A 13,406-nucleotide genomic window follows, 5' to 3' on the forward strand; every position below is an offset into this window, starting at 1 on the left:
TTCGCGCTCAACGGGGCCTGGTTCTCCGGCGGCATCGAGTGGAACATCGGCGCCACCGGCCACACCACCCTGTCCTGCGCCCCGCTCCACGCGGCCCGCGTCCCCGCGCCTGACGGGGGTGAGATGGTCCGCCTCTGGGAGTGGGAGCGGCTGCGCGACCTGCCGTTCCAGGTGGACCTGTGGCTGCCCGGGGACTCCGACTTCCTGCACGTCGGCGTACGGATCCGCAATCCGCACGAGCACACCGCGCCCGTGTACTGGTGGTCCAACATCGCCGTGCCCGAGGGCGAACGCACCCGGGTCCTGGCCCCCGCCGACGAGGCATGGCACTTCGGGTACGAACGGACCCTGACCCGGGTCCCGGTCCCCGTGTCCGGCTCCGTCGACCGCACGTACCCACTGCGCGGCGACTTCCCCGCCGACTACTTCTACGAGGTGCCCGACGGCGCCCGCCGCTGGGTGGCCTCGCTCGACGAGGACGGCCACGGGCTCGTCCAGACCTCGACCGATCTGCTGCGCGGCCGCAAGCTGTTCCTCTGGGGCAGCGGAGCGGGCGGGCGGCGCTGGCAGGAGTGGCTCACCGAGCCCGGCACCGCGGGATACGCCGAGATCCAGGCCGGACTCGCCCGCACCCAGCTGGAGCACGTCCCCCTCGAACCGGGCGCCGAGTTCAGCTGGCTGGAGTCGTACGGGCCGCTGTCCGCCGACCCGCTCACGGTGCACGGCGAGGACTGGGCGGCGGCCCGCGCCGAGACCGAGAGCCGGCTCGCCGAGGCACTGCCGCGCACCGAGGTCGAGGACGCCTACGCCGCCTGGCGCGCCTGCGCCGACAACGAACCCGGTGAGTCGCTCGCCACCGGCTCGGGCTGGGGCGCGCTGGAGGTCCGGCGCGGCAAGTACGAGCTTCCCGGCACACCGTTCGCCGACGCCACTCTCGGTGAACAGCAGCGTCCCTGGCTGGAGTTGCTGGAGCAGGGCGCCTTCCCGGAACCGCGCCGGGCGGCCCCGCCCGGCCCCTCACTGGTCTCCGCGCACTGGCGCGACATGCTGGAGACGGCTTCCGCCGACCCCCTCACCGAGTACCACCTGGGCGTAGCCCAGTGGCATGCCGGTGACCGCGCCCAGGCGGTCCGCAGCTGGGAGCGCGGACTGGTGCTCGCCCCGTCCCGCTGGCCGCTGCTGCGGTGCCTCGCCGTCGCCGCCGGGGAGGGCCGCCAGCGGGACCGGGCCGCGGATCTCTACGCCGAGGCCTTCGAGGACCTGTGCGCGGAACGCGGCGACGACGGTGAGGCCTGGACGGCGGCCACGGTGGCGCTGGGCCGGGAGGCGATGGAGGCGCTGCTGACGGCCGGGCGGCCCGCGGCGGTCCGGGCCGTATGGGCCGCCCTCCCCGAGGCGGTGCGGCAGCGCGGCCGCTTCCGCCTGCTGGAGGCCCGCCTGCTGATCGCCGAGGGTGACCGGGCCGCCGCGCGGGCCGTCTTCGACGAGGGCTTCGAGGTCGCGGACCTGCGCGAGGGTGCGGAGATCCTGGACGAGGTGTGGGCCCGGCTCACGGACGAACCGCTGCCCGACACGTACAACTACCGTATGCGCCTGAGGGGTTGACGGCGCTCGCCCTCGCCCGCCGCTCTGGTCCTCACCGGCCGGACGGCAGGGCCCGGTCGACGTACTCGAAGACCGAGCCGTCCGGGTGCACGGCGATCAGATTGCGGCCGGCCGGCGTCGGCACCGGCCCCGCCAGGATCCGGGCGCCGACGCGGGTGAGGGCCGCATGCGCGTCGTCGACGTCCTTGACCGCGACCGTCGCCGTCACCTTGCGCAGGATCTCCAGCTCCGACTCCGGGCCGCTCATCAGGAGGAAGCAGCTGATCGCGGCGACCGAGACCCCGCCGCGCTCGAAGCGGAGCGCCGAACTGCCGGTGAGGTCCTCGTAGAAGGCCACCGCAGCCTCCAGGTCGTCGACGCAGATGCGGAGCGTTGTTCCCAGAATGTCCATGCACACAAGGGTAGTTGGCGGCACAGTGACGCGTGATCGATTCGTGGAGGGGCGGCACGCTCAGGTCCGGCAGAGCACCTCGCCGTGCGGGACCATGAACCAGGCGTCGTCCCGCGTGGCCCACTTGCGCCACGCGGCGGCGATCCGCGCCAGCTCCTCGGTGCTCGCCCGGCCGCCGGCGACGGCCATTTCCGCGTACGCCGGGCCGACCGTGCGGTCCGCCCACATGCCACCCCACCAGGCCCTGCTCTCCGGGGTGGCGAAACACCAGGTGGCGGCCGTCGGGGTGATGTCGGTGAAGCCGGCCCGGCGGGCCCAGGAGAGCAGCCGGCGCCCGGCGTCCGGCTCGCCGCCATTGGCACGGGCGACCCGGCGGTACAGGTCCAGCCAGTCGTCCAGGCCGGGAACCTCCGGGTACCAGGCCATCGCTGCGTAGTCGCTGTCACGGGCCGCGACGACGCCGCCGGGGCGGCAGACGCGCCGCATCTCGCGCAGCGCCTGCACCGGGTCGCCCACATGCTGGAGCACCTGGTGGGCGTGGACGACATCGAAGGAGTCGTCGGGAAAGTCCAGCGCGTGCACATCGGCGAGGGCGAACTCGACGTTGTCCAGCCCGCGTTCGGCCGCGACCCCGGCCGCCTGGGACAGGATCTCCTCGGTGGTGTCGACGGCGGTCACCCGGCCGGGAGCGACCAGCGCGGCCAGATCGGCGGTGATGGTCCCCGGCCCGCAGCCGACGTCCAGCACGGCCAGACCGGGGCGGAGCTCGTCGAGCAGATACGCCGCGGAGTTGGCTGCGGTGCGCCAGCGGTGCGAGCGCAGCACCGGCTCGTGGTGGCCGTGGGTGTAGACGGCGGTCTCCTTCGGCATGGCCGTACGTCCTTTCTCGGAACTCTTGAAGCCTTCGGACCCCTCGGAACGCGACCGGGGACGCGAGCCGCGCGGCGGTGATCGGTACCGTCACCGTACGCCGGAGTGTCGAAATATGAGATACCTGTCTTGATATATGGTCAACCTGCGCTCGCGCCCCGGCTCCGGGCCGGGGAGAGTGGACGCATGGCAACTGTCTCCGTGAATGAACTCCTCGACCGGCACGGCGAGGCGCTCCGGCTCTTCACCGACCGGGTGCACGCGGTGCGCGAGGACCAGTGGTCCGCACCGACGCCGTGCACCGAGTGGACCGTCCGCGACCTGGTAGCCCATCTCACCTCCGAGCAGCTCTGGGTGGTGCCGCTGGTCACCGGGGGCCGCACCGTCGCCGAAGTCGGTGACGCCTTCGACGGCGATGTGCTGGGCGACGACCCCGTGGCCGCCTGGGACCGGGCGGCCGACGCGGCGCGCCAGGCGTTCGAGGCGCCGGGCGCCCTGGAACGGACGGTGAACCTGTCGTACGGGGACACCGCCGCCGACGCCTACTGCGCGCAGATGGTGGCCGACGCCGTGGTGCACGCCTGGGACCTGTCCCGGGCGATCGGCGCCGACGAGCGGCTGCCCGCCCGGCTGGTCGAGTTCGTGCGCCGCGAGGTCGGACCGTACGCGAAGGACCTCTCGCAGAGCGGCCTGTTCGCCGCGCCCCTCGAAACCGCGCCCGACGCCGGCCCGCAGACCCGGCTGCTCGCACTGCTCGGCCGTCGCGCCTGAGGCCACCCCGGGCCGGCGGCATTGCCCGTCCAAATGCCACGCGATTAGTGTGTGTTCGACATTCCGGCCACGGGAGGCAGAAGTGAACGCACCACATCTGGACGTGGCCGTGCACGAGCGGGCCGAGCTCGGCGAGGGCCCGACCTGGGACCCGGCCACCGGCCGGCTGATCTGGGTCGACATCGTCTCCGCGCGCGTGCACACCTACGACCCGGTGAGCGGCCGCCGTACGGTGATGGCGACCGAACAGCACGTCGGCGCGGCCAAGCCGCGCGCCGGCGGCGGACTCGTGGTCAACTTGCGCGACGGCATCGGCCTGTACGACCCCGACGGCGCCTTCCGCTGGCTGGTCCACGACCCGGTGCCGGGCCGTCGCGGCAACGACGCGGCGGTCGCCCCCGACGGAGCGCTGTGGGCGGGCACCATGCGCTACGACGGAGCGGCGGACGGAGGCAGCCTCGTCCGGGTGGCCGCCGAGGGTGCGGTGACCCCGGTACTGCCCGTCGCGGCGTGCGCCAACGGCATCGGGTGGAGCCCGGACGGGCGGCTGATGTACTTCATCGACACCCCCACGCGCCGCATCGACGTCTTCGACTTCGACGGTGGACACGCCGTGAACCGGCGCCCGTTCGCCACCGTCGAGGAGGGCGCGGGATTCCCCGACGGGCTGACGGTCGACGCCGAGGGGGCCGTCTGGGCCGCCCTGTGGGACGGCGCCGCGGTGCGCCGGTACACGCCCGACGGAGCCCTGGACCGGATCGTCGCACTGCCGGTGCGGCGCCCGACCGCCTGCGCCTTCGGCGGTGCCGGTCTGCGCGACCTCTACATCTCGACCGCACGCACCGGGCTCGCCGCCCCGCACCCGCTCTCCGGTTCGCTGCTGGTGCTGCCGGACGCGGGCCGAGGACTGCCCCAGGCGGCCTTCGCGGGCTGATCCCGCTCCACCCGCCGCTCCGTCGGCGGGCGCGGTCGGTCGAACCCTCGTATAAAGGGCCCTGAGTGCGAGACGACGCGACAGGGCGACGGGGCGGCGGCGAAGGAGGCCCGGATGGCGCGGCAGCGGACCGAGCGGACCGGACGGGGCTCCGTACACGAGGACCGGGGCCCCGTCCGGTACGGGCCGCCCGCCCCCGATCCCGGTCTGCCGGTGCTGCCCGAGCTGGCCGAGGTGCTCGCCTCGGCGGCGGCCCGCGGCGAACCCGAACCGACCGGTGGCGGCGAAGCCCTGCGCGAGGCCGCGACCGCCTACTGGGAGCGGCGCGGACTGCACGGCGGCCCGGAGCACGTCGCCGCGGCCCCGGGCGCCTCGCCGCTGCTGCTCGCGCTGATCGCCGCGCACGGCGGCGACGTGCTCATGCCGCGCCCCTGCACCGCCACCTGGATCCCGCAGGCCCGGTTGCTCGGCAGACCCGCCTACCATGTGCCGACCCCGGCCGAGTGCGGCGGCGTGCCCGATCCGTACGCACTCCTGGAGACCGTGCGAAGGGTGCGCGCCGAGGGCGGCCGCCCCCGGTTGCTGCTGATCTCCGTCGTCGACGACCCGACCGCCACCGTCGCCCCGCCGGAGCTGGTGCGCGAGGCGTGCGAGGCGGCGGTCGCCGAGGGGCTGCACGTCATCAGCGACGAGACCTGGCGCGACACCCTGCACCGGCCGCACGACACGGTTCTGCTCAGCCCGGCCGAGATGTGCCCCGACGACGTCACGGTCGTCTGCGATCTCGCCGGGGCGCTGACCCCGTCCGCCTGGCCGGTCGCGGTCGCCCGGTTCCCGGACACCGTACGGGCGGCGGCACGCCACGCCCGTACGCTCGACATCCTCACCGCGCTCGGCGCGCTCGTCGCGGGGCCGGTCGCCCCGGCCGCCGCCCAGGCGCTGCGCGAACCGGCTGCCGTGACGGACCGGGTCCGCCGGGCCGCCGCGCTCCAGGCCCGGGTCGCCGCCGCGGCCCACCGCGCGGTCCTGGCATCGGGCGCGCTGGCCAGGCCCCCGCAGGCGGGCCGGCATCTCTACGCCGACCTCGGCCCGCTCAGATCCCGGCTGGCGGGCCGGGGCGTCACGGACTCGCTGGAGCTGGAGGAGTACCTGACGGAACGCCTCGGCGCGCCGACGCCGGGCGGGCACCGGTTCGGCGACGAACTGGGGGCGCTGCGCGTACGGCTGGGCACCGGGACGCTGCTCGGCTCGACCCCGGAGCAGCAGCTGGAGTCCCTCACCGCTCCGGATCCCCTGGAATTGCCGCATGTGGCCGAAGCGCTGAGCATTTTCTCAACGGCCCTCGACGAACTCCGATGAGGAACTGCGAGACGGGAGTCTCTCGATGACGGAACAGACCGAGCGCTCCCATGCCGGGACCGCGCAGCCGCACCGCATGAGCGGCGGCCGGATCCTCGGGCCGCGTCCGCTCGGCGAGATCCGGGACTGGCCCAAGAGCTTCGCCGACCGGCTCACCGCTCCGCTCCCGAGTGTCATGGGCATGTCCCGACTGGCCCGCGAGCGCGCCCTGCGGCCCAACGCGGAGGGACTGCGCGGCATCCACCGGCTCCCCTACGCCCCCGAACCCCTGCCGGCCGTCCCCGCCGGCAGCACCTGCGTCACCTGGGCCGGGCACGCCAGCTGGATCGTCCGCACCGGCGGGCTGACCGTCCTCACCGACCCCGTCTGGTCCCGGCGGATCCTCGGGACCCCGGCCAGGATCACCCCGGTAGGCGTCCGCTGGGACGATCTGCCGCCCGTGGACGCCGTTGTCATCAGCCACAACCACTACGACCACCTCGACGCGCCCACGCTGCGCAGACTGCCCAGGGACACCCCGCTCTTCGTCCCTGCCGGACTCGGCCGCTGGTGCCGCCGTCGCCGCTTCACCCGGGTCACCGAACTCGACTGGTGGGAATCGGCCGAACTCGACGGCGTCCGCTTCGACTTCGTGCCGGCCCACCACTGGTCCAAGCGCACCCTCACCGACACCTGCCGCTCCCTGTGGGGCGGCTGGATCATCGGCAGCCCCGGCCCCGAAGGGCAGCGGATCCACTTCGCCGGGGACACCGGGTACGGGCACTGGTTCGGCGAGATCGGCAGCCGGTACCCCGGCATCGACCTGACCCTCCTGCCGATCGGGGCGTACGAACCGCGCTGGTGGCTCGGTGACGTGCACACCGATCCCGAGGAGGCCGTGCAGGCCTACGAGGATCTCGGCGCCCGTGCGATGGCGCCGATGCACTGGGCCACCTTCCTGCTCTCCGCGGAGCCCGTGCTCGAACCGCTGACCCGGCTGCGCACCGCCTGGCAACGGGCCGGACACCCCCGGACACAGCTCTGGGACCTGCCGATCGGCGCCTCACGCGTACTGCAGCCGGCACCCCGGCCGATCAGTGGCTGAACCGCGCCCGCATCCTGCGCCACATCGTCGGCCCCGCGCTGATCAGCACCGTCAGACCCACCGCCGCGACCACCCCCTGCCACGGCTCGGGGAAGAGCGAACCGCCCAGAACGCCGATCAGCTGGTACGTCGCCGCCCACGCCAGACACGCCGGCACATCGCCGCGGGCGAACCGGGGCAGCGGCATCCGGCCCAGCAGACAGGCCAGCATCACCGGAATCCGCCCCGCGGGCACCAGCCGGGACAGCACCAGCACCACCGCACCGTGCTCGTCCAGCTTCTGCTGGGCCTGCGCCAGCCGCTCCGGGGCGGCCCGGTCGCGGATCACCCGCAGCCACCTCGAACCGTTCCTCGACCGCACCCCGCGCTGACCGAGCCAGTACAGACATATGTCACCGAGGAACGCCGCGGCCGAGGCCACCACGAAGACGATCAGCAGCGAGAACGGCGACGACTGATGCAGCGCCACCACGGCGGCCGAACTGACCAGCGCACCCGTCGGCACCACCGGCACCAGCGCGCCCAGCGCCACCAGCAGGAACAGGGAGGGATAGCCGACCGCCTGCTGCGTCGACTCCGGGGGCAGCTGCCCCACGACCTGCGGGATCACCTGGCGGCCTCCGGCCGCACATGCTCACCGTGGGACAGCCGGTGCACGGCCACCTCCGGCGCCAGCTGCGCCGCCTTGCGGACGAACTCGTCACCCGGCGAATGGAACTCGTGCGGCCTGACCCCATCCATGCCGATCGGCCAGTACGTGCCGTAGTGCACCGGCACCGCCGACCGGGGCGCCAGTCGGGCCAGCGCCTGCGCCGCCCGGCCCGCGTCGAGATGACCGTGGCCCAGATACGGGCCCCAGCCGCCCACCGGCAGCAGCGCCACGTCCACCTGGCCGACTGCCTGCGCCATGTCGTCGAAGAGCCCCGTGTCACCGGCGAAATACGTCCGCGCCTCGCCCTCCACCACGTAGCCGAGCGCGGGGGAGCGGTGCGGGCCGACCGGCAGCCGCCTGCCGTCGTGCATCGCCGGAACCGCCCGTACCCGCACCTCGCCGACCCGGAGCTCGTCGCCCGCGGCCACCTCGGTGATCCGCAGCCCGCGCACCGAGCGCAGCATCCGCAGCCCCGGCACGGCGCGCACCGCACCCCGCGGCACGACCAGCCTGCTGCCGGGGGCGAGCCCGGACAGGGACGGCAGATGCAGATGGTCGGAGTGCAGATGCGAGACGAGCACGACATCGGCGACCGACGCCTCTGGGCCGGGCAGCTCGCCGCGGCGGCGGCGCAGATGCGCGAAGCGCCGCGCGAACAGCGGATCGGTCAGCACCCGCACCCCGGAGTCCTCGATGGTGCAGGTGGCATGACCCCACCAGGTGACTTCCACCGGCACGCGACGCCTCCTCGTTCCCGGGCTCCTCGGTTCGGTCCCGGCATCGAGCCTAAGTGCTGGGCCGGGGCAGGGGCGCACAGTCGTTGCGCACTCCGGCCTCCGCGCTCCCGCCGTCCCGGCACGCGCCTTCTTGCGCGGGGGGCCGGCAGGTAGGGTCGCCGGTACGCCTAGCACGGGGGGACGGCCATGGGGGACGTCACGGACGTACGGGTGGCGGCCATCGCCAGCCTCACACCGCTCGAGGAACTCGACAGCGATCCGTTCCTCGTGGACACCCGCAGCCAGCACGACATGTGCGCCCGCTGGGCCGCCGACAAGGGATACGTCGTCACCCGGCAGTTGCGGCTCTACGGGCTGCGCCCCGACCACCACGCCTTATGGACCGATGTCGAGAGCGGCGAGGTCGAGCTGTTCGTCGCCGCCAACGACCGGGTGCTGGCGCGGGCACTCACCTCGGTGCCGGAGTTCACCGCGGAGTGCGAGCGGCGCGGTGTGCGCCTGGAGATCGCGGGGCTGGACGAGCCGCCGTACAACGCCCGGACGAAGGCGAGCGTGCACCGCAGGCTCTCCATGCCGACCGCCGGTTACGACGGCTGCTGACCCGGCTCCCGGCCGCTGCGGCCGAGGCCTGCGGGTCCGCTGTGAAAAGCTGGGGGCCAGGACCCGGAACGGCGGGGTCCGGACGTGAGGTGGAGCGGCGTGGGTGACGGGCGATGGCGGACAGCCGGGAGCGCCCTGATGCGAGTGGTCGTGGTGTGGGCGGTCTCGACGCTCACGATGCTGGCGCTCGCGGGGATTCTGCCGGACTTCCAGCTCCAGTCGGACAACGGCGACAGCATAACCAAGATCGCGTTCACCGCGGCCTGGGGCGCCGGCGCCTTCGGTCTGCTCTCCGCGCTGGTCTGGCCGGTCCTGGTGCGGGCCCTGCTCATCGTGCCCGCGCTCGTTCTCGGGCTGCTCGTCTTCTTCCTGAACGGCTCGCTGCTGCTGCTCGCGCTGCGGCTCATCCCGGACGGGCGCGGCGCCGCCGACCCACAGACGGCCGTCGTCGTCGCGGCCGTGATGTCCGCCGTCGCCTCGGCGACCTCCACCGCGCTCGCCGTCCGCGACGACAACGCCTACCGGCGCCGGCTCTCCCGGCTGGCCGTCCGCCGCCGACGGCGCAGCGGTACCGACAGCGGGCGCAGCGGGCCACCGGGCACCGTCTTCATCCAGCTCGACGGCGTCGGCCACGACGTGCTCGCCCGCGCCGCCGACGAGGGCCTGATGCCGACCGTCGCGCAGTGGCTGGCGGACGAGGAGGGGCACCGGCTCACCCCGTGGCGCACCGACTGGTCCAGCCAGACGGGGGCCAGCCAGCTCGGCATCCTGCACGGCAGCAATCACGACGTCCCCGCCTTCCGCTGGTACGAGAAGGAGACCGGCGACGTCATGGTCTCCAGCAGACCCGCGAGCGCCCTGGAGCTCCAGCGCAGGGCCGTCGCGCGCACCGACCACGGCGGACTGCTCACGCTGGACGGTGCCAGCCGCGGCAACCTCTTCAGCGGCGGCGCCGCCCAGCTGGCGCTCGTCCTGTCCATGGCGGCCCGTTTCGGCAAGGGCCGCCGCTCCAGGGCCGGGTACTTCGCGTACTTCTCCGACCCGGCCAACGCCGTACGCACCGCGGTGTCGTTCGTCGCCGAGGTCTGCCGCGAGATCGGCCAGTCGATCCGGGCCCGGATGCGGAAGCTCACTCCCCGGATCAAGCGCGGCGGGCTGTACCCCTTCATCCGGGCCTTCGCGACCGTCGTCGAACGCGATGTGGTGGTCGCCGCCGTCATCGGGGACATGTTCGCCGGCCGCACCGCGGTCTACGCCGACCTGGTCGCCTACGACGAGGTGGCGCACCACTCCGGACCGAACAGCCGCGACGCGGAGAAGGTGCTCGCACGCCTGGACCGCTCGCTCGCCCTGATCGTCAAGGTCGCCGAGCACACCCCCCGCACCTACCGGATCGTGCTGCTCTCCGACCACGGCCAGAGCCCCGGGGAGACCTTCGCGGGAGCGTACGGGCTGACCCTCAAGGACCTGGTGCGGGCGGGCTGCGGGCTGCCCGTGCCCCGTCGGGCGCAGCGCACCCGCAGCGCCTCGGAGGCGCGTGACGCGGTACGGATCGCCCTGCACCGGCCGGTCGACGAGGGCGCGGCGGAGCACCTTGCGAAGCCGTCCGACCCCGTGGTCCTCGCCTCCGGGAACCTCGGCCTGATCTCCTTCCCCGACATCGAGGGGCGGGCCTCGCGCGAACAGCTCGACCGCAGCCACCCCGCTCTGCTCGGCACCCTCGCCAATCACCCCGGCATCGGCTTTCTGCTGGTCCGCAGCGAGCGCCACGGATCGGTGGTGCTGGGCCGCGGCGGCACGGAGATCCCGGTCGCGGAGCTGGTCGACGGGGAAGGCCCGCTGGCCCCGTTCGGCCCCGGAGCCGCCGCGGCGGTTCGGCGGACGGACACCTTCCCGCACGTCGCCGACATCATGGTCAACTCGATGTACGACGGGGCCACGGGCTGTGTGCACGCCTTCGAGGAGCAGATCGGTTCGCACGGCGGTCTGGGCGGCGAGCAGTCCCGCCCGTTCCTGCTGTGGCCGGCGCAGCTGACCGCGCCGGTGGCGCCCGGCACCGAGCTGGTGGGCGCCGAACAGGTGCACAAGGTGCTGCGCCGCTGGCTGCGCGAGTGCTCGGGTCCGCAGATTCCCCTGTCGGCGCCGGGCGCGGCGGGCGGCACCGACGAGGCGGACGGCGCGGTCCAGGCCGCCGGCTGAGCGGCGTTGTCAGTGGCGGACGGCAGGATGGGGGCCATGACGAACTCAGCTGTTGTGCTCGCCGACACCGCCGCCTACGCCGCCGCGGTCGAAGAAGCGACAAGGGCCGCCGCCGCGTACTACGCCACGGGCGAGAGCACGCTGGACGACGACGCCTACGACCGGCTGGTGCGGAGGATCGCCGCATACGAGCAGGAGCACCCGCACGAGATGCTGGACGCCTCTCCGACCGGCAGGGTGGCGGGCGGCGCGGCGAGCGGCGACGTGCCGCACACGGTGCCGATGCTCTCGCTGGACAACGTGTTCTCGGCCGACCAGTTCGTCACCTGGACGGCCTCGCTGGAGCGCCGCATAGGCCGGCCCGTCGCGGCATGGAGCGTGGAGCCGAAGCTCGACGGCCTGGCCGTCGCGGCGCGCTACCGCGCGGGCCGCCTGGAGCAGCTGATCACCCGCGGCGACGGCACCGCGGGCGAAGACGTCTCGCATGCGATCGGCACCGTGGTGGGCCTGCCCGAGCAGCTCGCCGAGCCGGTGACGATCGAGCTGCGCGGCGAGATCCTCATGACGACCGAGCAGTTCGAGCAGGCCAACGCCGTGCGCACCGAACACGGCGGTGCCCCCTTCGCCAACCCGAGGAACGGCGCGGCGGGCACCCTCCGCGCCAAGGACCGTGCGTACACGGTCGAGATGACGTTCTTCGCCTACGGAGCCCTGCCGCTGCCCGACTCCGGCGAGCTCACCGACACCCTCGCCGAACTGCCGCACAGCGAAGTCCTCGCATACGTCGCCCGGCTCGGCGTGCACACCGCCGCGGACACGGACGTGGCACCGCGCACCGTCACCACCGTCGAGGAGGTGCAGAGCCGGGTCGAGGAGGTCGCCGCCCTGCGCGCCTCGTTGCCGTTCGGTATCGACGGCATCGTGATCAAGGCCGATCTCGCGGCCGACCAGCGCGAGGCCGGTTCCGGGAGCCGGGCGCCGCGCTGGGCCATCGCGTACAAGCTCCCGGCCGTCGAGAAGGTCACCCGGCTCCTCGGCGTCGAGTGGAACGTGGGGCGGACCGGCATCATCGCGCCGCGCGCCGTGCTGGAACCGGTCGAGATCGACGGCTCGACCGTCGGCTACGCCACGCTGCACAACCCCGCCGACATCACCCGCCGCGATCTGCGCCTGGGCGACCGGGTGATGGTCTACAAGGCGGGCGACATCATCCCCCGTATCGAGGCCCCCGTCGCCCATCTGCGGACCGGTGACGAGAAGTCGATCGACTTCCCCGCGGCGTGCCCGCAGTGCGGCTCCGAGATAGACACCAGCGAGCAGCGCTGGCGCTGTGTCCGGGGCCGCGACTGCCGGCTCGTCGCCTCCATCTCGTACGCGGCGGGCCGCGACCAGCTCGACATCGAGGGTCTCGGCGCGACCCGCGTCGTCCAGCTCGTCGACGCCGGCCTGGTGGCCGACTTCGCCGACCTCTTCACCCTCGACCGCGAGCAACTGCTGGGCCTGGAGCGGATGGGCGAGACCAGCACCGACAACCTCCTGGCCGCCATCGACACGGCACGGACCCAGCCGCTCTCCCGGGTCTTCTGCGCGCTGGGGGTGCGCGGCACCGGACGGTCCATGTCGCGGCGGATCGCCCGGTACTTCGCGGACATGGACCGGATCAGGGCGGCCGATGCCGAGGAGCTCCAGCGGGTCGACGGCATCGGCAAGGAGAAGGCCGCGGGCGTCGTCGCGGAGCTGGTCGAGCTGGCCCCGCTGATCGAGAAACTGGTGGCCGCCGGGGTCAACATGACGGAGCCCGGCGCCACGCCGCCGCCCGAGCCGGGGGAGGAGTCCGTGGCGGCCGCCGCCGCGGACGGGGAGGGCGGGGCCCTGCCGCTGGACGGGATGACGGTGGTGGTCACCGGCGCCATGACCGGCGTACTGGAGAAGCTCTCCCGGAACGAGATGAACGAGCTGATCGAGCGGGCCGGCGGCAAGTCCTCGTCCAGCGTCTCCAAGCGCACCTCGCTCCTGGTCGCCGGGGAGAAGGCCGGATCCAAGCGCACCAAGGCGGAGGACCTCGGCGTCCGGATCGCCGCGCCGGACGAGTTCGCCGAACTGGTCGCCGGGTTCCTGCCGGCGGAGGCCTGAGGCACCGCGCCACGCGGCCGAGCCCTTGGAATTTGCCTGGGAGTGGCTTTCTTTGCCTCCCTATTGCATAG

At 73.6% G+C, this 13,406-nt stretch carries 12 protein-coding genes; 8 read left to right on the forward strand and 4 right to left on the reverse strand.

What is annotated here, in order from left to right:
- The coding region (locus IE107_RS00315) for a DUF5107 domain-containing protein (RefSeq protein WP_229866626.1) at window positions 1-1,605 on the forward strand (1,605 nt) is incomplete at its 5' end.
- 31 nt (window positions 1,606-1,636) lie between these two features.
- Here IE107_RS00315 and IE107_RS00320 read toward each other — a convergent pair.
- On the reverse strand, window positions 1,637-1,996 hold the full coding sequence (locus IE107_RS00320) for a VOC family protein (RefSeq protein ID WP_189539713.1): 360 nt from the start codon (window positions 1,994-1,996) through the stop codon (window positions 1,637-1,639).
- 60 nt (window positions 1,997-2,056) lie between these two features.
- Entirely contained in the window at window positions 2,057-2,866 is an 810-nt protein-coding gene (locus tag IE107_RS00325; RefSeq protein ID WP_189539715.1) for a methyltransferase domain-containing protein, read from the reverse strand.
- Window positions 2,867-3,052: 186 nt separating this feature from the next.
- Here IE107_RS00325 and IE107_RS00330 point away from each other — a divergent pair, with 186 nt between their 5' ends.
- From IE107_RS00330 to IE107_RS00345, 4 genes are all read left to right on the forward strand, one after another.
- The gene (locus IE107_RS00330) at window positions 3,053-3,637 is read left to right on the forward strand and encodes a TIGR03086 family metal-binding protein (protein ID WP_189539717.1); all 585 of its coding nucleotides are present in this window, start codon (window positions 3,053-3,055) and stop codon (window positions 3,635-3,637) included.
- Between the two features lie 82 nt (window positions 3,638-3,719).
- Window positions 3,720-4,571 carry an SMP-30/gluconolactonase/LRE family protein gene (locus tag IE107_RS00335; RefSeq protein ID WP_229866629.1) on the forward strand — a complete coding sequence of 284 codons (852 nt, stop codon included), beginning with the start codon at window positions 3,720-3,722 and terminating at the stop codon, window positions 4,569-4,571.
- A 114-nt stretch (window positions 4,572-4,685) separates the two neighbouring features.
- Entirely contained in the window at window positions 4,686-5,930 is a 1,245-nt protein-coding gene (locus IE107_RS00340) for an aminotransferase class I/II-fold pyridoxal phosphate-dependent enzyme (protein WP_189539719.1), read from the forward strand.
- A 25-nt stretch (window positions 5,931-5,955) separates the two neighbouring features.
- Window positions 5,956-7,014 carry an MBL fold metallo-hydrolase gene (locus tag IE107_RS00345; RefSeq protein WP_189539721.1) on the forward strand — a complete coding sequence of 353 codons (1,059 nt, stop codon included), beginning with the start codon at window positions 5,956-5,958 and terminating at the stop codon, window positions 7,012-7,014.
- Here IE107_RS00345 and IE107_RS00350 read toward each other — a convergent pair.
- Entirely contained in the window at window positions 7,004-7,624 is a 621-nt protein-coding gene (locus IE107_RS00350) for a DedA family protein (protein WP_189539723.1), read from the reverse strand. The two genes, IE107_RS00345 and IE107_RS00350, sit on opposite strands and share 11 nt — an antisense overlap.
- Entirely contained in the window at window positions 7,621-8,403 is a 783-nt protein-coding gene (locus tag IE107_RS00355; RefSeq protein WP_189539725.1) for an MBL fold metallo-hydrolase, read from the reverse strand. Before IE107_RS00355 ends, IE107_RS00350 begins: the two co-directional genes overlap by 4 nt.
- Window positions 8,404-8,589: 186 nt before the next feature.
- On the opposite strand from IE107_RS00355, the gene IE107_RS00360 reads away from it, so the two are divergent.
- The 3 genes from IE107_RS00360 (at window position 8,590) to ligA (ending at window position 13,335) form a co-directional block, all read left to right on the forward strand.
- Entirely contained in the window at window positions 8,590-9,003 is a 414-nt protein-coding gene (locus IE107_RS00360) for a hypothetical protein (protein ID WP_189539727.1), read from the forward strand.
- 138 nt (window positions 9,004-9,141) lie between these two features.
- A complete protein-coding gene (locus IE107_RS00365) occupies window positions 9,142-11,202 on the forward strand; it encodes a phage holin family protein (protein WP_229866630.1) in 2,061 nt (686 codons plus the stop codon).
- Between the two features lie 27 nt (window positions 11,203-11,229).
- The gene (ligA, locus tag IE107_RS00370; protein WP_189539730.1) at window positions 11,230-13,335 is read left to right on the forward strand and encodes an NAD-dependent DNA ligase LigA; all 2,106 of its coding nucleotides are present in this window, start codon (window positions 11,230-11,232) and stop codon (window positions 13,333-13,335) included.
- Window positions 13,336-13,406: the final 71 nt, after the last annotated feature.

It is taken from the genome of Streptomyces gelaticus, from assembly GCF_014649535.1.
Taxonomy (GTDB): domain Bacteria; phylum Actinomycetota; class Actinomycetes; order Streptomycetales; family Streptomycetaceae; genus Streptomyces; species Streptomyces gelaticus.